General features: G+C 49.3%; 12 protein-coding genes and 10 pseudogenes. 13 read left to right on the forward strand and 9 right to left on the reverse strand.

Annotated features, from left to right (window positions below):
* Positions 1 to 939 precede the first annotated feature (939 nt).
* Positions 940 to 1,812, reverse strand: coding sequence for a glycosyltransferase family 2 protein (locus KM295_RS06425; RefSeq protein WP_256029135.1), 873 nt, complete (start codon positions 1,810 to 1,812; stop codon positions 940 to 942).
* 157 nt (positions 1,813 to 1,969) lie between these two features.
* Positions 1,970 to 3,124 carry a hypothetical protein gene (locus tag KM295_RS06430; RefSeq protein ID WP_256029136.1) on the reverse strand — a complete coding sequence of 385 codons (1,155 nt, stop codon included), beginning with the start codon at positions 3,122 to 3,124 and terminating at the stop codon, positions 1,970 to 1,972.
* Between the two features lie 122 nt (positions 3,125 to 3,246).
* Here KM295_RS06430 and KM295_RS06435 point away from each other — a divergent pair, with 122 nt between their 5' ends.
* The 3 genes from KM295_RS06435 (at position 3,247) to KM295_RS06445 (ending at position 7,259) form a co-directional block, all read left to right on the forward strand.
* Complete coding sequence (locus KM295_RS06435; protein WP_256029137.1) at positions 3,247 to 4,455, forward strand: glycosyltransferase family 4 protein; 1,209 nt, start codon at positions 3,247 to 3,249, stop codon at positions 4,453 to 4,455.
* A 211-nt stretch (positions 4,456 to 4,666) separates the two neighbouring features.
* Entirely contained in the window at positions 4,667 to 5,557 is an 891-nt protein-coding gene (locus tag KM295_RS06440) for a glycosyltransferase family 4 protein (protein WP_256029138.1), read from the forward strand.
* Positions 5,550 to 7,259, forward strand: coding sequence for an asparagine synthetase B family protein (locus KM295_RS06445; protein WP_256029139.1), 1,710 nt, complete (start codon positions 5,550 to 5,552; stop codon positions 7,257 to 7,259). Before KM295_RS06440 ends, KM295_RS06445 begins: the two co-directional genes overlap by 8 nt.
* Here the strand turns inward: KM295_RS06445 and KM295_RS06450 are convergent.
* Together KM295_RS06450 and KM295_RS06455 are read right to left on the reverse strand one after the other, a co-directional pair.
* The gene (locus KM295_RS06450) at positions 7,252 to 8,346 is read right to left on the reverse strand and encodes a glycosyltransferase (protein ID WP_256029140.1); all 1,095 of its coding nucleotides are present in this window, start codon (positions 8,344 to 8,346) and stop codon (positions 7,252 to 7,254) included. The genes KM295_RS06445 and KM295_RS06450 overlap by 8 nt on opposite strands.
* Positions 8,347 to 8,673: 327 nt before the next feature.
* Positions 8,674 to 8,877: pseudogene (locus tag KM295_RS06455) on the reverse strand (IS4 family transposase); the annotation flags it as partial.
* Between the two features lie 48 nt (positions 8,878 to 8,925).
* Here KM295_RS06455 and KM295_RS06460 point away from each other — a divergent pair.
* From KM295_RS06460 to KM295_RS06480, 5 genes and pseudogenes are all read left to right on the forward strand, one after another.
* Positions 8,926 to 10,030 (forward strand): annotated as a pseudogene (locus KM295_RS06460) (IS630 family transposase).
* Between the two features lie 252 nt (positions 10,031 to 10,282).
* Positions 10,283 to 11,803: a hypothetical protein gene (locus KM295_RS06465; protein ID WP_256029141.1), complete on the forward strand. Its 1,521-nt coding sequence runs from the start codon at positions 10,283 to 10,285 to the stop codon at positions 11,801 to 11,803.
* A gap of 521 nt (positions 11,804 to 12,324) precedes the next feature.
* Positions 12,325 to 12,960 carry a hypothetical protein gene (locus tag KM295_RS06470; RefSeq protein WP_256029142.1) on the forward strand — a complete coding sequence of 212 codons (636 nt, stop codon included), beginning with the start codon at positions 12,325 to 12,327 and terminating at the stop codon, positions 12,958 to 12,960.
* Between the two features lie 72 nt (positions 12,961 to 13,032).
* A pseudogene (locus KM295_RS06475) lies at positions 13,033 to 13,993 on the forward strand (IS701 family transposase); the annotation flags it as partial.
* Positions 13,994 to 14,079: 86 nt separating this feature from the next.
* Positions 14,080 to 14,901 (forward strand): annotated as a pseudogene (locus KM295_RS06480) (IS630 family transposase); the annotation flags it as partial.
* 31 nt (positions 14,902 to 14,932) lie between these two features.
* On the opposite strand, the gene KM295_RS06485 reads toward KM295_RS06480, so the two are convergent.
* Positions 14,933 to 15,760, reverse strand: a complete 828-nt coding sequence (locus KM295_RS06485) for an IS5 family transposase (protein WP_256029143.1) — start codon at positions 15,758 to 15,760, stop codon at positions 14,933 to 14,935.
* Between the two features lie 78 nt (positions 15,761 to 15,838).
* Between KM295_RS06485 and KM295_RS06490 the strand changes: the two are divergent.
* Together KM295_RS06490 and KM295_RS06495 are read left to right on the forward strand one after the other, a co-directional pair.
* Positions 15,839 to 16,006, forward strand: a pseudogene (locus tag KM295_RS06490) (IS630 family transposase); the annotation flags it as partial.
* A 4-nt stretch (positions 16,007 to 16,010) separates the two neighbouring features.
* Positions 16,011 to 16,271: pseudogene (locus KM295_RS06495) on the forward strand (IS701 family transposase); the annotation flags it as partial.
* A gap of 371 nt (positions 16,272 to 16,642) precedes the next feature.
* Here KM295_RS06495 and KM295_RS06500 read toward each other — a convergent pair.
* A pseudogene (locus KM295_RS06500) lies at positions 16,643 to 16,792 on the reverse strand (ISH3 family transposase); the annotation flags it as partial.
* A 44-nt stretch (positions 16,793 to 16,836) separates the two neighbouring features.
* Here KM295_RS06500 and KM295_RS06505 point away from each other — a divergent pair.
* Entirely contained in the window at positions 16,837 to 17,190 is a 354-nt protein-coding gene (locus tag KM295_RS06505; RefSeq protein WP_256029144.1) for a helix-turn-helix domain-containing protein, read from the forward strand.
* Between the two features lie 53 nt (positions 17,191 to 17,243).
* Here the strand turns inward: KM295_RS06505 and KM295_RS06510 are convergent.
* The 3 genes and pseudogenes from KM295_RS06510 to KM295_RS06520 form a co-directional block, all read right to left on the reverse strand.
* Positions 17,244 to 18,861: pseudogene (locus tag KM295_RS06510) on the reverse strand (transposase).
* Between the two features lie 274 nt (positions 18,862 to 19,135).
* A complete protein-coding gene (locus KM295_RS06515; protein ID WP_256029145.1) occupies positions 19,136 to 19,816 on the reverse strand; it encodes an IS6 family transposase in 681 nt (226 codons plus the stop codon).
* Positions 19,817 to 19,991: 175 nt separating this feature from the next.
* A complete protein-coding gene (locus KM295_RS06520; protein WP_256029146.1) occupies positions 19,992 to 20,951 on the reverse strand; it encodes a hypothetical protein in 960 nt (319 codons plus the stop codon).
* Positions 20,952 to 21,171: 220 nt separating this feature from the next.
* Between KM295_RS06520 and KM295_RS06525 the strand changes: the two are divergent.
* Together KM295_RS06525 and KM295_RS17005 are read left to right on the forward strand one after the other, a co-directional pair.
* Positions 21,172 to 21,743: pseudogene (locus KM295_RS06525) on the forward strand (IS5/IS1182 family transposase); the annotation flags it as partial.
* Positions 21,744 to 22,010: 267 nt separating this feature from the next.
* Positions 22,011 to 22,307: pseudogene (locus KM295_RS17005) on the forward strand (helix-turn-helix domain-containing protein); the annotation flags it as partial.
* Positions 22,308 to 22,309: the final 2 nt, after the last annotated feature.

Below are 22,309 nucleotides of genomic sequence, written 5' to 3' on the forward strand. Positions count from 1 at the left end.
TCTCTGGATAGCAGTCCAGATCAGTTTATCTACGATCGCATGTATCCTGATCTATTCGATCGCGAGCGCCCACCTTGATCGAATCGCTGGTCTTGTTTCGGGACTCTCGATGGCCGTCCTCTGGGATTCCTTCCAGTGGGACATTTATATCCTCACGGACTCTCTCTTCGTGTTCGCAGTGACGCTAGCACTGTGGGCCGTGTCTCGACACCATCGATACCAGACTCGGCAAACGTACTGGACCGCGTGGGGAACGCTGATATTTGTGTTTCTAACTCGGGCGCACGGATTCCCCATCGTCGCAGGATGGCTATTGCTCGATTTCCTCCCGCGAGGACATCGGTATCGGTTGAACCTGATTCCGAATCCCCTGTACGGTATCGCCGTAGCTATGCTCGGCACTGGTATTCTGTTAACCCAGTATTTCGAATTCCTCACCGGGACCATCTTTCAGTGGTATGCTGATGGGCTGTTAGTCTGGGATTCTTCGATGTTCCAATATCCGTATGCATTATCGGAACACACCTCTCCGATCGCGTTCGTCGTTTTCAACATTCACCATATCATCCTGATAACGATGCTTCGGTTCGTGCTGATTTTCGTTCCAGTCCTCCCACGATGGAGTACGATTCACAACGTGGCAAATGTCGGGACTCTCATTCCCGTCTTGATTGGGAGCTTTTGGGGTTTCATCGCGATGCTTCGTTCGAGACGTGATCTTTTTCGGCTATGGGCAATACCGCTGGTGATGCTATTGATTACTATCTCGCTGACACACGTCGACTGGGATTGGCGGTATCGTGCTCCTGCCGCACCGATGTTTTCGCTGCTGACTGGCTATGCTGGGTGGCGACTTTGGCACAGTGGGCACGTGGAGTTCCTCAAACAACTGTGGCCGACGACAGAGAGGTAGTACGACAGGCACTCTTCGGTTGAGAGTCAGTTGTTCCCTTTGAGTCTCACGGTATCGAGGATCAGCGCAGCCGTGATCAGTTGCGTTCCAATAATCGAAAACAGCATCGAGAGCATTGCTCTCCCCGGCCAAAACTCCTGTGTCGCCCAGTAATGGGTGGCCGTATCGTAGCCCAGATACCCGCCGAAAAGAAGGGATAGAACACCGACGACACCAAACACCAACAGAGGGTGATCGCGCCGTACGATTTTCAGCAATGAATTGAGGACGGTGAGCGCGTGTCCGACTGAATGTTGGTTCGGCGATGCGGTTTCTGGGTAGTGTTCTTCGATCGGAACTTCGGAGATGCGTGCGCTTGCGCCAGTCGCTTCGGCGAGCATGGTGGATTCAATTCCCATACCGGCGTCCTCGAACTCTACTTTTTTGAGTAATTCTGCACGCATCGCCCGAAAGCCACTCTGGGTATCGCTAATCGCGGTGTCGCTGACAGCATTTGTGACCGTATCCAGTACGGCACGGCCAAACTTCCGATGCCGAGGCGGTGTCCCATTCCCTTGCTTCACTCGCGAACCGATCACGAGATCTGATTCGCCGCGTTCGATCGGCTCAACGAGGTCGGGAATCGAGTCCGGATCGTGTTGGCCGTCGCCGTCCAAAAGTACGAGTACGTCGGCACCCTCCTTTACCCCGGCACGAAGCCCCGTTTGTATCGCAGCTCCCTTCCCCCTGTTTCGATCGTGTGAGAGCACCTGTGCGCCAGCCAGTTCGGCTACTCGTGCCGTTGTATCCGTCGACCCGTCATCGACAACGACGACCGTCTCAACGTACGGTTGTGTCTGTAACACAACCGATCCGATCGTGGCAGCCTCGTTGTGGGCCGGGATAATTGCGACTCGCACACTCGGTATCCGGAGAGCGATGTTATAAATATAGATATGTCAACTGTCTCGAGGTCAGGCCCCGTGGCATACGACTCGTATCGCCCATGAGATCGATCATGACCCACGACCGAACAGTGATTCGAAGAAAATCGAGTTTTAGCGAGATCTGTTGCTGTTAGTCTCTATCTTCGTCTCTTTCTAGGGTGATTGTCGGTAATCCGGTAAAACGCACGTGCTCGGCGATTCCGATCCCGCCGAACAGAAAGATGATCCAACTGAACATCTGACGGTGTCGCATGCCGGTTCCGTAGTTCACCGTTCCGACGCCGTAGAAGACAACCGCGAGAAGTAGACCGACAACGAGTGCGGCGGTGACCGCTTTGTTTCGCTGTGCGAGTGTTCTGACACCCCACACTGCGGCGACGGTAAATCCCATCGTGATGAGGCCTTCGGTGCTTACCAGAAGGTCAGGGATCGTTTCGATCATCCAGGGGAAGGGGGCATAGAGGAAGTAGGCTGCGCCGATCCAGCTGAACGCGGCGAATTCGGGGAGCGTTTGCGGGATCGTGTTGAGAAGGTAATCAGTTCTTCCGCCTCCACGTACGTCACGGATATATGATAAGTATTCTAACCCGGACTGGATGAAGGACCACGAGGCGATGACGAGAAGTGGCGAGAGTGCCGCTGTAATACCGATCGTTCGTTTCGATAGATATCCCGACTCGAACGCGTAGACGAACCCCCCGACGCCGAACGCCGCAATGTAGATGATGAAGTTATCGGGCCGGTGGATATGTGCCGCATAGAGAGCTATCACGGCGATTCCGTACGACAGCCATCTGAAGCGTTTCTGTGGCGGGCAGATCACGAAACGAACCGCCGTCGTAATCCCGAACAGAATGATCGCCTCACGAAGGAGTGTGCTGTGAACCGCGACGATACTCGGATAGAATATGAGCGGGATGACCGCGATAGCGCCCGCTTGGTGGGAGTGATAGTAGCGAGCGATAACATAGACGTTGTAGATCGCAAATGCACCGAGAAAGGCGTTACCAACACGTCCATAGAAGCCGCTCGGGCCCGGTAATAGCCAAAACGGAGCAAGGAATAGGCCCCACAATCGGAAGGTAATTGAGACATCGGGGAAGATAAATTGTCCTTGCAGGAGGCCATCCGCGATGTATTCGGCGGTGGATGCAAATACACGCGCATCGGCGCGTGAGTCGGGATTAAGGTTCGTCACCGTCGTTATCGCGGCGGCTACGAGTCGGAGACCAAAGGCTACGAGGAATATCCACAGTCCCTGGGTGGCCTCCGATCTACGTTTCAAAACGTGTCGTGTACTGGAATCTGGGCCATAAAAAATGGTTCGGTGATTTGTCGCTCTCGTTCTACTTCGTGTATAATTGAAGGGTTTTTATTGTCTCCATCACTCGGATTAGATACCGATCTATGGTGGATTCTGAACGAAGACACGTTCTCTATATCTCCTATACCGGATTACTGGAGCCGCTCGGACAATCTCAGGTCTATCGGTATCTACTACGACTCGCTGAATCCCACGATATTACGCTGATAACCTACGAGAAGCCTGAAGATCTCGAGGATACAGAGCGGGTCGCCTCACTCAAAGAGGCCGTCGGATCGGCCGGCATCGAGTGGCATCCCCTGAAATACCATCATTCGCCGACCCTGCCGGCCACTATCTGGGACTTACTGAACGGCTTTCATGTCTGTGTTCGAGCCATTCGGCGGAACGATATCGAGATCGTTCACACCCGAAGCTACGTCGCCTCCGTGTTGGGGCTGCTCTGTAAGCGACTGTTCGGGACGGAATTCGTCTTCGATATGCGTGGCTTTTGGGCGGACGAACGCGTCGACGGCGGGCTCTGGGATGCTGATGGACGGCTCTACCGGAGTGCGAAATGGTTCGAAACGCAGTTCTTTCGACACGCAGATGTCGTCGTTTCTCTGACCGAAGCCGGAATCGGGGCGATCGAAGAGTTTAATCACGTTGATACCGACGATATGTGGTTCGAGAAGATCCCGACCTGTGTCGATCTCGATCTCTTTACCCCACAACTGGATCATCGTGAGGACGGGTTCGTTCTCGGCTACGTCGGATCCGCTGGAACGTGGTATCGGTTCGATGACGTGCTCGAATGTTTTGAGATTCTATTGGAGCAGCGACCAGATAGTCATCTCAGGATTCTCAATCGTGGTGATCACGAATACATCCGCGAACGGCTTTCCGAGTTCGATATTGAGGAGGAAGCTGTGTCGATTAAAACCGTCGAACACGCCGAAGTACCTGCCGAGATGAATCACACGGATGCGGGGATCTTTTTTTATAAGCCGACATTCTCGAAGAAGGGGACATCCCCAACGAAGATGGGCGAATTTCTGGCTTGTGGCATCCCGTGTTTGAGTAATGCGGCTGTCGGTGACGTCGAATCAATTCTGGAAGGGAATAGCGTGGGGATAGCGATCGATTCCTTTGATACCGAAGCGAAACAGCAAGCGATAGAATCGTTACTCGCGTTGCACTCGGATTCAGAAATCGTTGAACGGTGTAGAAGTGTCGCCGAGTCATATTACTCACTTGAGACTGGCGTGAACAAATACGATGAGATCTACCGATCGGTGCTCAATAGTGACTGATATGGATGTACTATTTTTGACGAAGTACGATCGGAAGGGGCCCAGTAGCCGGTATCGATCCTTACAGTACTTCCCACACTTCGAGGATGTTGGCATTCGATGTACACACGCACCGTTGTTCTCGAATAAATACCTCGAAGTGCTGTACGAGACGGGATCGCGGCCACTCGGGGAAGTGATCCAGGGGTATATTGGCCGGCTTCGAGATTTGATGGAAGTCCGTACACACGACGTGGTTGTCGTCGAAAAGGAATTATTACCATATGTGCCCGCAGTGTTCGAGCGCCTTTTGAGTCGTCTCGAAACACCGTATATCGTCGATTACGATGACGCCGTCTTTCATAACTACGATCTCTCCGATAACCCGATCGTTCGGCGGCTTCTCGGCCAGAAGATCGATATCGTGATGCGTAGGGCTGACGCAGTCGTTGCAGGTAACGAGTATCTTGCCTCCCGGGCTCGAAAGGCGGATGCATCTCGTGTGGAGATCATCCCGACCGTGATCGATCTTGACCGCTATCCCCACGTACCGCCCGACGACGAAGGGCCGTTTACGATCGGCTGGATCGGTTCGCCGACGACAGCACAGTATGTCGAAGGAATCGCTCCCGCGTTACGGGAAGTGTGTCAGGACCGCGATGCTCGTGTAGTGCTTGTCGGTTCAGGAGATGTGAAGCTTTCGGGCGTTCCGTTCGAGGTTCGAGAATGGTCCGAAGAGAGTGAAATAGACGATATCACCTCATTTGACGTCGGGATCATGCCACTTGAGGACACGCCGTGGGAGCGCGGGAAATGTGGTCTCAAGCTGATCCAGTATATGGGATGCGGAAAACCCGTTGTAGCATCGCCCGTCGGTGTTAATGCTGAAATTGCTGAACACGAGTATAACGGCTTTCATGCGAAAACTGATAACGACTGGGTCGCGTCGCTGATTGAACTTGCTACCGACAACACCCTCGCCAGCACGATGGGAACACGCGGGAGAGAACAAATCGAAGAACGGTACTGTCTCGAATCAACAAGCTCAAAGTGGCAAACACTCCTTATCGAACTCAGCAAGATGAACAAACAAAACCAAATGGGGCTTTCTAACGATGGCTGAGGTAATACAAATTTGCTTCCGAACAAAACCCGAGAGGGTTAACGCAGATAATATTGAGCGTCTCTCTGAACGAGTGTTACCTGATAATGTCTCACCTGATCCTCCACTCATTATTGAGGGGGATCGATATCTGATTGGGGTGTTGAATCCACGCGGTGTTCACCGACGTAATGACAGCATTGGATTAGGAACTATCCTTGACGAAGAGTGGGCTACTCCCGATACACAGCATCCTTCAGGGAGTTATGCCATCTTTCGGAACGACGCTAAAAATACTGAATTCGTCTCTGATATCGTTGGTTCACGGACGATTTGGTATGGATCCACCAATGGGCTGTTCGTCGCTTCAACATTACAACGTGCTGTTGTTACCTTCCTTCAGCAATATACTCCAGATCCACAGACACAGGCCTGGATGCTCTCTTCGGGCACGCTCGGACCATATCGCTCTTGGGCAAAGGAAGTTGAGCAACTACGACCAAACTCTATTTTGAGATTAGATCGAGAGTCGTGGAGCTGGGAGACTGACTATCATCCAGCAACTTTTGAGACAGTTTCACGATCTTTCGATGAGCACTACCGAGCCCTAGTGAACACAATTGAAGACACACTCTCAGCATGGCCAGTATCCACCGATACAGATGTTCTCACTCTTTCGGGTGGATATGATAGCAGAATACTTCTTCATCACTTCTCCAATCAGTATCCGGAAATCAAAACGTTAACCTGGGGAACTCCACAGTCTATTGAGACTGATCTAAGCGACGCAGCCGTTGCGAAACGACTTGCTGATTCATACGCTGTTGGACATCAGTTCAAGCCAATCAGGACGGACACTGTCCCAGTTAATGTCGTTATTGACCGATTTATTACGGCTGGGGAAGGTCGGATCGATCATCTCTCAGGATATCTTGATGGATTTGCGTTATGGGATGAGTTTCACGCCCAAGGCACCAAGCAGATCATTCGCGGCGATGAGGGATTTGGATGGGTACCAAGTATAACACGATTGACTGCAGAAAAATATGTTCGAAGGGGGATTGGTTTAACAACTGTTTCTGACATATCTGAGCTGGATAAGTTTGATATAGCGAACCAGCAATTACCAGATTATCTACGTAGGAATGAAAAAGAGCATCTCGGGGATTGGCGAGATCGGCTATATCAAGAGGTTCGAATCCCGACGACATTAGCTGCGCTAAATACGCTAAAGTCTCCGTATGTGGAGTTAAGCAATCCTCTACTATCAAAGGAAATCATTTCATGCGTTCGTCAACTACCAAGCGAACTACGGGATAGCAAAGGACTGTTTACAAAATACGTCGACTCTATCACACCTAAGATACCGTACGCGACAACAAGCGCAAATCCCGATCTCTCTACATTTCTTACTAGAACAGATACAGTTAAATATTTGAAATCGGAACTTGAGGAGGCAATTAGATCGACAGAACTACCTCCAGAATTGATCATATATATTTCTAAGCGCATTCGAGTATCGAATTCATCATCAACTACCCATCTCAAACTAGATTTTAAAAGGATTATTAAAAAAAACACCCCACGAGTGATAACAGATATAATAAAAAGATTGTATGATGATGAACTCTTTCCTGGTTATAATCGGCTGGGATTTCGAATCATTATTATTTCCAAGATGAACAAAAATTTAACTGAGGATTCAGAATATTTAACTAATTAGCAGCAGAAATCAAAACCCTCTCGTAATCGTCACATATTTTATCAATAGAGAATTCTTTAGCACGAGAGATCAACTCAATATCATCTGTTGGATTTAAAAGCATGGAATTAATTGCTTCAGCTATTGCGTGATGATCACCAACAGGTACAAGTGTTCCATACATCCCATCGTTAAGAATATCTGATGAGCCGCCAGGACAGTCAGTACATACTACAGGTGTCCCACAGGCCATTGCCTCAACAACTACGTTTGGAAATCCTTCCCAAGCAGACGAAAGTACAAAGACATCTGATTTCGACATATATGCATAAGGGTTATCTACAAATCCTGGAAAAGATATTCGATCGCGAACATCCAATTCTTCTGCCAAATTTTCCAAGTCCTTCTTAAGATTTCCTTTACCTAAAATTACAAGAAATCTTCTATCCTCTTGGTTAAGATCCCGAATTGCCCGAATTAGAGTTGAATAATCTTTTTGTGGTTTCAAATTTCCCACGCTGATTACAACATCCTTTTCAGGATCATTTATCCAGTCGTGATCAATTGGTTCCTGTGCTAGTTTCAGAATTTTTGAATGGTACGAGGGATTATTTATTGTTACAATTTTGTCTTGACTAATAGTATCCGGTAAGTCGTGAGCTACATCTTCAGAAACTGTTATGATTGACTCCGCATATGGATATACAAATTTTTTTAATACTGGAATTATTCTATACTTACCAGAACGCTCTTTCATCGAATTAGTGTTCGCTATGCGAAGAACTACCGGAATGGTGTTTGACGAATATGATGCAGTAAGGGAGACAATATTAGGTATTTCTAGTGTTGAAAGTAACACATCTAAATCATTTTTTTCTGAAAGGTATCCCCATAAATTATAAAATATCTGATATATATTTTTGCCGCCTATTTCTGCTACACGTAGTTCGGGATTTACAAGAGATTTATATGGGCCATTATTTTCCACAAGAAGTAATTCAACTTTGTGACCTCTATTAGATAATTCATTCCCAATTCGCACCATTATCTTCTCAGCACCACCACCTCTAAAAGAGTGCATGAATAATTTAATTTGAAGCGAAGGCATATTGCGATTAGCTCATCAACATATTTGGTTATGTCGACTTAGTGTAGCTTCAACCGTGAACGTATAGTGTTATCTTCTCTGGGCGCGTATCTACAGGAATGGGAGCAAAGAAGTACATCGTCAATCTCAGCGACGAAGACCGGAAGACGCTCGAATCGTTCATTTCTACTGGTGAACGGACTTCTCGATCCTAATACACGCGCACGCATCCTTCTGAAAGCTGATGACGTGCTCACTGATGGAACGTCAGTGAGCACGTCGGCTGTCACCCACAAACCGCCCACAACACGCGCAAAGACTACACTGACCGAGGGCTCGCGGCGATTGCTCGACGAGGTCGCGGAGATACTCTGCAAGAGTTGGTGTCAACCGGTGATAGAAACCGCCTGAAGAGACCGGTTCGTCAGCTGTAGCGTTGTAGCACCGTCTGAACCCAGCGAGTGTTCGGCTCTCGCCTGCGGCGAAGCCGAACACGAGCGCCCACACGAGGACAGGAATCTGAAGCTTGCCCTCTCGCTCGACCACGCCGAGTTAATAGTGGTCAGGGGAAGTTATGGAGGTGGCATCTGACATGAGAGTATGTCTGGAGATCGCCGCAAAGATATCGTCCGTCACCTCAGTGAGGACGATCCCGACCGGCTCCTTTCGGGGTCTACTAATGAGAAACTCACTGAACGGCTGATCTTCATCAAACGGATCTATAAGGGAGCAACGCTGGAGGACGCTGCAGACGATGTCGGCAGGTCCTCCGGGACAGGAACACGCTGGGCGCACCGGTGGAACAAGGGCGGATCGGCCTTCTGATGCCAAACTTCGGGGGCGGCAGGCCCCCGAAGCTCGGCGAGGACCAACGCGAACATCTCTTGGAACTGCTTCGTGACGGACAACCGTGGAAGAAACAGGAAATACAACACCTCATCAACGAGGAATTCGACGTAGAGTTCCACCCGGTCTATCTGAGTACGTTCCTCGAAGAGCTTGGCCTCTCCTACGCAATTCCACGGACAAAGCGTCCATCACGACCAGAAAACGCCGAAGAGATTCTCGACGAACGCGTCGCTGACGTGTTCGACGAGGAGTCTGATGACACTCCGCACAACAAACGCGATGGAGACGATGAGGAAGGATGGGTCGTTGACGAGGAAATTTGCACAGATGGCGGAACCGTCCTTGGATTTCTCGACACATCGCATCCACAGCCGTGGGACAACTCACAGCGGCTCCATACCGTAGATAATCCGCATATCACCCGACCGCTGGTGAAGTTAGACGAACCAGCGGTCGGGTTCTATGCTCTTTCTGGTGAGAGTGTCGTTCAGTTTCCGGCCAATCAAGAGAAAGAACAGATCTGTGAGTGTCTCGAAAGGATCCGCGAGCAGAATCCGGGCCAACGGATTCTGCTCATCTTGGATAACTTCTCGTCGCACGTGTGCGAGTACACGCGTAAACGGGCTCATCAACTTGGCATCGACCTCGTTTTCTCCCAGTTGGCTCACCGGATCTCAACCCGATTGAGCAAGTCTGGAAGAGTCTCAAATGGGAAGCCTCACCACTGATCGTGGAGAGTGCGGCAGAATACCGCACTCTCCTCTCGGAACTTTTCGAACAACTAACTACCCAGCTGAGCTTCGCAGCCTCTTGGATTGACGAATTCCTCGGCGGGTATCTCCAGAAGTTACGCTAAGTACTATTTTCCTCGGCGTGCTCTTCGAGGAACTCGGAGGGAAACAGTGTAGTGAGCCGACGCATAATTCTCGATGAGGAGGCGTCTTGGTGCACACTTTCCGCCTCCTCGTTCCTCTCGAAAAGAAGCCTCGATAAGCTACTGCTGTACTGCGGTTCTTCTCTTAGCTAAAGACGTATGGACTCAGCATCTATTCAACACAGCAGACTTCGACACTAATTTTATTATAGGCTGTATATAGTTGACTATCCGATGAAAAATCCATCAATTGAAGCGATGAAAAGTTTTCTGAGAAAGGCTGGAACCCCTGTACATTATCAAACTGCAATAAAATATAAGCATAAATTTCCCGACACTTTTTGTAGGCATTTTCTTAAATGGCAATATGTCAATGAATACGATACCCCTACTGCCATACATTATTTATATAAAAATAATGAAAGTGAACTATTAAAAGGGAGTCGTCTGACAGAATTAAATCTGCCTTTTGATCCTACTACTGTGTATCCAACTAGTAACGACGATTTACCCAAAGATCTAGGCAAAACTACAACAGGCCGACCACAGATTTTAACCACAACCGGAACAGTTATGTCGCTTGACGTCCTGGCAAATCTCCGACCAGACGTGATTTTCTTTGTAGACCCCAACCCAAATCAACTTATTTACCTAAACTTATTAATAAAATTGATAATAGAAAATGACTCTCGGATCGCTTTTTTGGCTAATTTATTTGGAAGAGAAAAATCTGGCATCGAAAAGATAATTGAAAAAATTGACCGTTCAAAGTCTTTGAACGATAGAGAGGTACTTTCCATAGAAAATAAATTTTGGGAAATATCAAAATCTCCTGAGCCGTTGTCAAGAGTTCATGAGTCTTTCTTAGATTATGATGTTGTCACTCAAAATAAGCAAAAAGTAGGGGTCGCTTTTGAAGAATTTGGCAAGGATGTGGTTGGGGATCTACGTGTCTTTACTAGCCTAATTTTAAATGAAATGGACTTCATCGATTCTTTACAGTATTTTCACGCTATTATGCCCATATACAGAAAAGATGGTTTTTTGTCGTCTGAGGAGGCTTATCAAAATGTACGTGAAACACTAAGCGATAACGATTGGATAATGTTTCCTAGAGTTATAAATTCTGATTTGATACATCAGATTTTAATGGAATATAGCTATTACGAACATCATCTCTGGCTTTCAAATATTCTTGGCCATAATTACTTTTGGTCACATATTCAGCCACAATTGGCTGACAAGATATGGTATCTCAAACATACTGTCGATGAATCTCATAATATTCAAGTGTGGGAGGATAATAGATCTCCATTTTTCAAAAATTCATATGATAAGAGATTGAGAACGTCTCACTGGGATGCATTTAGCATTGTAAATAAACATCGTGAGGGAAAGACTATTGAACTTGTAAATGAAGAAGCACAGATTGAATCATCTACTCATCTATCAAACACCACAAAAATAGTATATTATGACCTTAATAAATATATTAATAACGCCAACACGATTTTTTTCCACATCCTCTTAGGACATGGTATGTCATTTGATAAATTTGCATACCTTTTAGATACATGCCTAAGTAAAAATAAAAAGCTCATTATACTCGAGCATAATTCAAAAAGCAACGATTTTTCAGATGGAAAGGGTATTTCCCCGGAGAAAATCATTGAAAAGTTTGGAGAACCAAATGAGTATGAGTATACCATGGGCAAAAAAAGCAAAAACAGAAATTTTGTTATGGTATACGGTTAGATCGGCAGTAGTGAGTAAATGGGGATGTTCAGATAAGAATCACTCGTATATACTAATTTCAGTACTTTACAAGGCCCTGTTTCGACGCTAAATCTTGGAGGTGATAGCGGATCTGACGTTTTTCAGGATTTTAATCGGAAATCTGCTGAGACTATTCAAGCGATTATAGCTGTTTATTCAGCTTACTGGGCCGATTTGTAGCCGACTTTGGCACTTCTGTCATCGCTTTCGCGACCCAGCCAGGACGCCAATTAGAAGAGAAGCGCTCTACCCACCGTTTCCGAGCATCTAAACAAGGCCAAGCCACTGTGCTTCCGAACCCACGGATCTATATCCAGAATCGTTAATAGCCTGTGGGTCAATTCTCTCAACATTCAATGGTAGAACAGTCTTTACCAGATAAGGCTCGGAAAATATACTCTGACCACGGTTTATTAAGTTTACTAAACAGAGCCCAATCGTACATCCGATATAAGGCACATTCGAGGTACAAAAGTGCCGTATATTCCTTGGTGCGTTTCATGTCAAGTGAACTGCGGCAAGTGAATCTAAATAACATTGTTGTATCAGTATATATCAGCAAAATCGATAAATACATTCCCTATTACGATCCACCATATCCAATAGAGAATGACCCTGAATATGAGCATGCTGAGGTTGAGTCGATCAGAACTTACGCTAAAAAAGGAGACGATGTGGTCATTATAGGTGGTGGCCTTGGTGTCACAGCAGTAGCAGCGTGCAAAGAGACTAATGGGGAAGTGACAGTTTTCGAACAGTCCAAACCCACATATCGGATATTGAAACGGACAATTGAACTAAACGATTGTAGTGACAAGATTGATGTAGAATTGGCGGTAGTTGGGGAGGTAGGCCATTCGAATTTTACCCATAAACAACCATCCAAAGTTGATAGGATGTTACCAACTGAACTTCCCTATGCCGATGTGTACGAGATGGATTGTGAAGGTGCAGAGACAACAATCTTACAGAAGATGGATGTAAGACCCTCTGTTTTGCTTGTCGAGACACACAATAATCATAACGAGGTATGTGATATTCTAAGCAGTATTGGATACGAGATCATTGAAGTAATTGATGATAGCATGGGCCAATCTCCAGTTAATACTCATATCCGGGCACGGTTGTCAGAGTAACGAACTGTCTTTCTTAACCTTATTTTCCACGTTGAAGTGAGAGCGTGACGTAGGCGGTAGCAAGAACAGGTAATGCCGATTACGGACCCCTTCTCGTGTATGCAAGTGTTTGACGAGTTTGAATCGCTGTCACCAGCACAGCGTCATTATGCGAAAACCTACGCCACAGGTCTTGTTGCGGCCAGCAACAAAACCGTGGCAGGCATCGCACGCAAAGTCCTTCCAGTCCAAGGCAAACGTGCTCTCAACAAGATCCTCACCGAATGAGACTGGGACGAACAGCAATTCAACCACGACCGGCTTGAACAACTCCAGAAACACGGTGAAACACGCTGGGCAACGGATGGCTACATTATCCTCGACGGTACGATCACTGAGAAAACCGGGGACGAAGTCCCCAGAGTCGGCCACTTCTACGATCACACCGAAGGTGACACTGTCTGGGGCCAAGACCTCATCTACGCCTTCTACGCCGACGGCAAAACCGCCCACCCGCTCACCTTCCGCCTCTATGAAAACAGGACGAAGACGACCAAGACCACGACAGCAAGTACGATCTCGCTCGCGAGATTGTCACCGAACTCAAACAAGAGGTGGGTGTGCCTGCGGCCACCTACCTCTTTGACTCGTAGTTCGCCCACGATTCTGGCCTTCCCCAACACATCGAATCCCATGGCAAGGACTGGATCGGTCCGCTCCGGAGCAACCGACAGGTAACCTACGGTGGAGAAGAAATCCGCGTCAATGCGCTGGCAGAGCGCATCAACACGTCGAACGCAACATCGAAGACGAAACCTACCACATCTGGACGAAGAAGCTTCCCGTCTCCCAACTGGGAGACCTGAAGCTGGTCATTGCGGAGAAAGGGACCGACGAAGACGAAAAGGATCCGATCAAGTACCTCGCCACGAACAAGATCGACGCACCGACCGAGCACATTATTCGCTCCTACGGAATGCGCTGGCGCATTGAGACGTTCTTTGAGGACTCGAAGCAGGATCTCGGATTGGGAGATTGCGAGATGCAGACTGATACTGAAGGCTAAAATTTCATGAGGTTCGCGTATCTAACCTCCATACGGTGACGTTGGAGAACGTCTCAGCGGATCATCTCCGTTAGGTGTTGGAACAGGTCGAAGAAGCTGCTGCGTCGGAGCGTCTGATGGCTGCAATCACGTACAAAGAGTTCGGCGACGTTACGCAAGAAGACGCAGCAGAACTCTACGGCTACTCCGAAGGGTGGGCTTCGAAGTGGTTCAACCGCCTCGAACGGCTCGAAACTTAGCCGTTCGAGGCGGTTGTCTACGACGAACCACGTGAAGGCAGACCAACGGGACTCTCCGACGAACAGCACGAACAGTTCGTTGAAGCACTCCACGACCCACCTGAGGAAGTCGGATATGACGCGCCCGCGTGGTCTGTTCCACTGGCGCGTCACTATCTCGCCGAGGAATTCGACGTTGAGTACTGTGAACACCACGTCCGGCGATTGATGTCCGGGGCCGGGCTGTCCTGGAAGACAGCCCGGCCGGAGTTCCACAAATCCGACGAGAGAGCCCAAGAAGCCTGGCAAGAAGGATTCAAAAAAAAGCACAACGACCTGGACGACGAATACACCATCCTGACCATCGATCAGACGCGACAGGTACTCTCGACGCTGACCTGTGCGTGGTTTCCGGAAGGAGAGCGCCCGTCACTGCCGGTGACGAACGCGTGGGACAGCATCAAGCTACTCGGTGCAGTCAGCGATTCCGGCGAGGCGTTCTTTCTGCCCTGTGCCGAGAACTTCAACAGCGATACGACGATTCGCTTGCTAGACGCCCTCCAAACCGAGTTCGGAGAGAAAATCTGCGTTGTCTTGGACAACGGCTCGTATTTCACGGCCAACGCTGTGCAGGAATTCGCCGAAGACACGCTGATCGAACTGTGTTCCCTTCCGCGGGCTCTGGTGAATCGCCAGAAGGCGGTTGATTTCACTGTTTCACGGCTCGCTTGATGTTGTAGACCGCACACATCAGGACGATCTCACGAAATTCGTGGTACCATGCTCGGGCACGCACCGCGTGGCCGAGCGTCCGCTTGATCGTCGAGAAGACGGTCTCAGACAGTACTCTTTGGCCGTATAGAGACCCATCGATGCGCGCGTTATGCGCGCAGTCGATAGGTCGGAACTCACGGTGCTTGATCAGCGGTCTCACGCCCTCTTCGCGCAATTTCTCGCGTAAGCGCTTCCAATCGTAGCCTTTGTCAGCGGCGAGGCTGGCAATCTCGCCCGCGTTGCGGAGGGCGAGTTGCCAGCCGATCTGCGTGTCATGACGTTTCTTGGTCGTACAGTGAACGTCGAGCACAGCTTGTGTTTTCGTATCGACGAGCGCGGTCGTTTTCAGCGTTTGAACGCGGTAGTTCGTCCGGCGACAGTAGTGCTTGCTAGCGGTTTCACGGTCGAAGAATGTCGCGTCCATCGCAGCGTGATCGGCGGTGTCGTGCAGCTGCGCCGAAAGGCGCAGCAGCACTCGCCAGATCTTCATCTCTAACCTATCAAACGCCTTTACTAGCGTCGAGTGATGCGGGAGATCGCCCGGATCAAGGCCGATATCGGCCACTATTTGTGGCATCTCACTCAGCAGATCAAGCGCCTCGCGGTAGGATTTCTCTAGGTAAATCCGGAGACAGTGGAGCGAAACGACGGCGTAGTCGGCGAAGTCCCCACCCCCTTCGGGGGCGGCGGCTTCGCCTCGGCCACCAACAGCATTTTTAGCCAACGACACCGCTTTGCTCGTGAAGCGGGAGATCTTCGACATAGATCATCGCCGATTTCCCGCTTCACTTCCTTTGATTTGACGACCTATCCCGCCGCCTTACAGCGATTCACCAAAGCCCTTCCGCGGGGTTCAGCTCTGCTGAACCCCGCGGAAGAGTGCTGGCGACAGCTCGATCAAGAAATTGGCAACCGTCTGTTCGACACCCTCGACGCTCTTCGTGATGCTGCGCTCTCTGCACTCAATCGGATTGAAGTTCCAGATCTCTTCATGTACTTATGTCCGTGAGTATGACGAAGGTGCCAGTCGGCACTGGCACCTTCTGATGGCTGCCTACAGTCTCGTTCGCCTTGATCCTGAATCGAGCGCCTTGGGAACGGTTCGCTCGAAAGCGCCATCGCTTCGAGCGAACCTCGAACATTCCCTGAAGGAAGCCGTCTACAACCTTTTCTCATGGGTTCGAGACGACGATGATCGTGGCGTCGATGATCTCATGAACGAGATTGACCACCTCTTCGTTCACTCAATAGCTGAGGCTAACGTGCAAAGCTGACTTAACAGGTTCTTTCGGCTCGTTTATCATACCTTTTTTACAAACAGCCACACATCATTCGGTGGAGCGGGCTAGTTTTGAGCGCATAATCGACTGTGCACGCTTTGATACCTCGCTAATCCGATATAATGACAATATTACTACCGTCTAAACCCAGCCTACGCCTTCTATTCAGTAATGGTTAAGTGATAATTATCAGTACCTCACAAAGTATCGCCAGTTAAGCTGGCCTGACTCTCCCGTTCTGTTGGAATGAGTTGTCGATAGTGGTGGAAGAACGCTAATCGAAGACGGAGCTACCGCTGTCGGCGGCGATCAGCCGCCGACAGCGGCAGCGTTGCCACCCACAAGACGGCGTCCTCGGTCGGCGATTACCGGTTGAACCGGTCGTCCGGTGGCCGGTCATCGGGGACGGCCCGACGCACCGCGAGGGCCGTCCACGCAGCCCGGGGAACCATATTGATGAACTCCTTGTACGGCCACCACCAGAAGCGACGCCCGCCTCGCCGGGGCGTCGCTATAATAATCGGTAGAAATTTTTACTCGAAGACTGCTGCAGTATGTAGTGAATTATCTCGACGAGATCTCCGTCGAGGAATTACAAGACGCCCTCGACAACGTGGACGAGAAGAAGCCGACACAGCGACCCTTAGCCGCAATCGCGTTCAAAAACGGTGTTTCGCAAACTGAGCTATCTGAGCGGTACGATGTTCAGCGGCGGACAATCTACAGCTGGCTCAAGCGACTCGACACCGACGAGTCGTTTGAGCAGGCCGTGTCTAATGATAAACGAGCTGGGAGAAAACAAAAATTATCAGAATCACAGCTGGAAGACTTTGAAGAAACTGTGCACGAACCATTCGACGAGGTTGGCAGCGAGCTGATCCGTCGATTTCGACTGATGTTGCAGCGAAAATAGCCAGATTGCGTAGAGATGTCTCTCACAAGTCGGCGTTCCGCCCGGCGGAACGCCTACGTCACAGGCATCTCCTTGCGCACGATATTCAGGAACGTTCGTGCAGGCACGCGCGGCTTCAACCGCTGTTCAATATCGAGACTGATCTGTACCAGCAAGTCAACGACTAACCACATATCGTAGAGAATCACTGCAAATCCGAAGTAAAACACCCTCACAGCCGTGTTCCGTGATGTTGTCCACGCCAGAAAATCTTTGATTGACTTGTAGCTGTTCTCAATTCCCCCCTGCGGGCGTACCGCCCCATGACACGGCGGGTACGCCCGCGTGCTGCTTTCGTGCCATCGCTCACCTGGAGATTCGTCACGAACGTCACCGTCGTATCTTCCTTCCGAGTCGAGGGAACTCCGACCAGGGTCGGGGTGACCGTCACAGATTCCCCTCCACTCGTCTTCTCCATCTCGTGGGATTGCTTGACTGCTACTTCGTGATCCATAGCGGCGACAAACCGATCAACGCGGTTGTCCGATGACTTTCGGATCAAGTAGGAGAGACGCTTCTCTTCAAGCGTCTTGACGACGCCGATGCCGTCAAATTCGGCATCGGCATACACCGTTCCAAGCGAGACATGATCACTTGCTATATCAAGAAGTTGCTCAACGAGGACGCTTCGAGGGATGTAGCCGCGAAGCGGCCGCATCCCGAGCGTGAATTTCACTTCCTCACCAACGACCGAAATCGTTGCCATCTTGTAACACCACGAGTAGGACTTGCTCGGTGGAGCGCCGGGACTCATCTGAAACTCATCACGGTCACCGTAGTATGCGACGTAGGTGATGTCGATCGCCACGTCGGCGTGGCGATCTATCGAATAGTACTGCTCAGCAGCCCATACCATCTCACCAATCGCACCGTTGGCCATCGACGCGATCTCAATCGCGTCGAGTTGCTTGATGTATTGGAGATGCGTATCGCCGGCAGGACCACCAGCATCACGAGTGGTTTCCTCGTCGAATATCCGGCTGCCTTGGTTGGCAGCTGTCCCGGTTAATCCGAGGTAGCTCTGGAGATCGAGGAACGCAGTATCGACATACCGCGTTCCGGCATCGGGACGGTCAAGGTCAATCGCGGGGAACACGATCTGACAGAGTGTATCGGTCACGTCCTTGACTTTCTCGGTGATGTAGCGCTGTTCTGAGCGGTTCGAACAGTCGCCTTTGTCAGTTGGTTCGAGTTCGCGCATTCCGAGCGGGTTGCCCATATCGTGGGCAACCGCGAGGATGCGTTTTGCGGACTGTGTAATGAAGGATGTGAGCCGATCAGAGAACCGGTCATGCCATGCACGGCCGAGTGTGGTTCGGTCTGGAGCAGTCTTGTCAGCCGCGAATTGGTCGGGGTTGAAGCCGAGCGTGCGGGCACGCTCGGCGTCGGTGAGATACTCGTACAGTTCTGTGGTGGTAATCCCGCGAGTTCTTTGCAGTAGAACGCTCGCACCATCGGACGATATCCGTACTGCGCCTCCCACCCGTTTTCAGCTGGACCTGATACAGGCGTATCAGTGAACGCAAACTCAGTGACAACGGTTAGGAGATCAGTGTCTTTGGGTATCAATTCGGCAGCTTGGCGTTCGAGCCGCCTGATGGCCGGCTCGAACTCAGATGTCTTCTGTGACATCCTCTCAATGCTGGTGACCAAGTCTGGTTAGCCACCGGTCTCGTGCACAAAATCTGTCGTTCCGAACTCCTGACTATAGGTATTAGACACACCTTCAGCAAGCAGACCTCCTAACTAACCAGCTTTGTGGGGTACTGTTTATAACTCAAACCCAGTAGTCGCTCGCATAATCTGATGTCCGACTATCTGGGGACAAGCCGGACAATTTCTTCAACAGTTCAATCCGTTTTACTGAAGATTGAATTCGCAGTCAATACTGGTTCTTTGGCACTGTCTAGTTTAGCACCTCGTCAGCTGGCGTTCTTCCATCAAGCGATTGATGCGGTCGTTGGCGGTTGTAGTAATGCGCAAACTGTTCAAACCATTCACGTGCGCTTGACCGACTGCCCACCCATGAATTATGGAAGCGGTCGACACGCATTTTGAGTGTATGAAACCACTTTTCGATGAGGTTTCGGTCGACGTAGTCGAGCCGACCGCTCAGTCTTAATCGAGCAAGGGCAGTCTGATATCCATAGCCATCAACGAGAAATATGGTGTCAGAGAGATCGTGTATCTCGCGGAGTCCATGCAGAAACGCAGCCGCCGGATCGGTGCCATGTCGTCCAAACAATTGTACGTCGAGGATCAACTTCGTCTCGATGTCTATTGCAGCGTACAACCAAGACCACTCACCATTGATTTTGATAGCGGTTTCGTCGACCGCGACCCGCGACGGCTTCACCGTCGGCGGGTCCGGAACGCTATCAGCGATTCGATGTACCCAATTCCAAACCGCCCCGTGAGAACGTTCTACGCCTAATTCAGCGAGAATCGAAGTTGTTTCTCTGAGCGAACATCCGGTCGCGTGGAGCCGGACGGCGAACGCCCTAACGGGCGTCGCCGTCCGCTCACGCTCCCAAGTTTCTTCTAAATCCGCCGCAAAACACTCGCTGAGCAGGTCTGCGAGCATCATCCCAAACTAACTCAACGGCTCGTTCCTCAAGCTAGCTTAACTAGACAGTGCCGGTTCTTTCAAAGGATAATTGCTCCAAGTTGTAGGAGGTCCGAGCCACTGCTGGTGAGGGAAGGAAAATCACGTACTTCCACAGATTACAGTTCGGGAGTTTTGAACTGGATGACATAGTCATCTAATTTTTATATCCCAATGCTTTGAGATTTTCCTCGATATTGGTTTGGGTATGTTGCGTGTCAACTGGTTCTGAAGCGATTATATTTCTCCTATTATCACTCGGATAGACTACCCACGGAACTTTTCTCAATTCTTCACAATAGATATTACAATGATGACCATATTCCTTAGCTAAAAGGGGTAACAAACGTTCCCCCAATAATTCCCCATGGTCAGCAGTTATGATAGATTTACCATCCAGTTCATTTGCAAGTTTCTCCCCCCAATTGAAACCTGTCTTCACCTCTTGTTTATATATCTCATATAATCTATTATCTGATATGTATCCATTTTTTGCGGCCCCCAACAAAGAATAGAATTTATTTGGATTAGTTTTATTTTTTGCTTTTTCCTGTGTATTAGCGCCCCTACCGCCTTTAGAATTTACAAATGTAATATTTTTCTCTTCAGAAAGTTTTTTCCTTAAATTTTCAGCTTCTGAACTAATATATGGTGCATGTGGAATCATCGAATGGATTATTAGTTTTTTATTTGGATTTTCATGTACCATTCTCTGACTTTCTTTTCGTAAATTGTCAAGCATAGTTCGCCTTTCATTTATGTTGAATGAATCCTCATATTCATCATATATCTTCTTAATAATGAAAAACTCATTTTTTTCGATTTTTTCTATATGCGGGTTAGTCGTTATATATATGGTATCATGCAGTTGTTTCTCAAAATTATTTTTGACAAATTCATAGCTACTGGATCCTCTAGAAATGATTGAACTCGACTTATTTTTATTTGTTATACTTTTTAATGTATCATATCTACAGGAATCAAGTATGATCAAGTTATCCCAATCTTTTGAAAAAATATTTGTGCCGTAGTCATGGTTCCAAGAAAATATTAGAGAATTAAGATTTCTATTGACCTTCCGAACCCGATTAAACAGAGGGTTAAGATTGTCCACCATTGAGTTCCTCGTGTATATTATATAGGGAAGGATATTAATAATTAAGCTTCCGGATTATCTGAGTTGATATTGTAACTGATATTGACTGAATTTCCTTGCTGCATATAGAATATCAGCTCAGCACTGAATGCAAGTCAGAGCGAAGTTTGAATGTCGGAATTTGTAGTAAACAAGCCTGTCATAGAAAACGTCACGTACGAAGCGGCAGGGTGCGCGAAGCGTGTCCAACACAAGCGCAACCCTGCAAGATGTAGCTTGGGTAGACGATTTCTTGAATGTCGCGGCTACCGAACGGTGCCGCTGTTCGAACATCTTGAGTTCGAGTTTCTGCTAGAGTACGACGTGTTCGCCCCCTCGAAGCGGGGGCGAACACGAGTTCACAAACCACCAGATCTCTTTCGCGGCTTTCTCCACTGCTACTACGAGGATGTCTACGGTACGCGTACGGTTACACGAGAGCTCCAGCACGGCCTCGTCTGGTACTACTGCGGACTCAACAAACCGCCATCTAGAGACACGATTGATCGCTTTCTCACCGATCTTGAACACGTTATCGACGATATCTTCGGGAGACTCGTCAAGCATGCCGCCGTCCGCGGCGTGCTCGACTCCACATACTCCATCGATTCGACCCACGTTGATGCGATCCAACGCAACGATGCTGCCTCGTGGAATTATGATCCAACAACTGAGGAGTACTACTACGGCTTCGGCTGTACGACCGTCTCAACTGGTGCAAAGATCCCGATAGCAGCGGAGTTCACACAAACCAGAGCCTGTCATAGAATGACTCTATGAAAATCATGCAACTAAGTGTAGCTTCAACCGTGAACGTATAGTGTTATCTTCTCTGGGCGCGTATCTACAGGAATGGGAGCAAAGAAGTACATCGTCAATCTCAGCGACGAAGACCGGAAGACGCTCGAATCGTTCATTTCTACTGGTGAACGGACTTCTCGATCCTAATACACGCGCACGCATCCTTCTGAAAGCTGATGACGTGCTCACTGATGGAACGTCAGTGAGCACGTCGGCTGTCACCCACAAACCGCCCACAACACGCGCAAAGACTACACTGACCGAGGGCTCGCGGCGATTCATCGCCGCAAGCCCGACCGTGAATACGACCGCAAATTCGATGGATTAGCCGAAGCACGCCTCATCAAACTCGCCTGCAACGAACCGCCAGAAGGCAACTCATGCTGGACGCTCCACCTTCTTGCCGACGAACTTGTTGCCCTCGACGAGATCGACTTCAAGTCGATCTCCCACGAAGCCGTCCGACAGCGTCTAAAAAAACGCCCTGAAACCTCATCTCTCCAGTTATTGGGAGATACCGCCCGAGCAGGACGGTGACT

It is taken from the genome of Natronomonas aquatica, assembly GCF_024449025.1.
GTDB lineage: Archaea > Halobacteriota > Halobacteria > Halobacteriales > Haloarculaceae > Natronomonas > Natronomonas aquatica.